This is a genomic window from Bartonella sp. AA78NXGY, from assembly GCF_042197005.1.
Lineage (GTDB): Bacteria > Pseudomonadota > Alphaproteobacteria > Rhizobiales > Rhizobiaceae > Bartonella.
The window spans coordinates 1-600 of record NZ_JBHIRI010000100.1; the positions used below are offsets into that span (position 1 = coordinate 1).

Below are 600 nucleotides of genomic sequence, written 5' to 3' on the forward strand. Positions count from 1 at the left end.
GACAAGGCAGCATTTTAAAGGGTGGTTTGACCCTGAGCATCTTGAGGATGCGACAAAGAATGCGGAAAATGCTTTTATCCAAGCGCGGGGGCGCATGGTGGGTGCCATTGCGCAAACAGCAACCTTAATTGCACCGCTCTATAAAGCCATGCAATTTGACCAATCGATGAAGGGACTAGAAAAGGTTCTTGATGCCCCCCTTGATCGCTTAAAGGAATTGCGCCGTTTTGCGCTTGAAACCTCTACAAAAATCCCTTTGGCTGCCCGTGAAGTCTTAGAATTGATGACCAGTGCCAGCCAAGCAGGGATTGGCGAACAAGATCTAGAAGCTTTTAGCATTTATGCCGCTAAAGCAGCTGTAGCTTTTGATATGACGGGAGATCAGATTGGGGAGCGCTTTGCCAAATTGCGCAATGTCTTTAAGCTTAATCAGGCAGGCATTGAAGATCTAGGCGATGCTATCAATCATCTCTCTAATCACATGGCGGCAAAAGCCAGTGAGGTGTCTGATTTTACCAATCGTGCCACCGGTGCGGCAACCATGTTTAAGCTCACTGCGCGCGAAACCGCGGCATTTGGTACAGCGATGATTTCTGCTGG

Annotated in this window: 1 protein-coding gene; it reads left to right on the forward strand. The window is 48.5% G+C overall.

Features of this window, described 5'->3' with window-relative positions:
- On the forward strand, window positions 1-600 hold a 600-nt coding region (locus ACFINL_RS09985), incomplete at both ends, for a phage tail tape measure protein (RefSeq protein ID WP_375651504.1).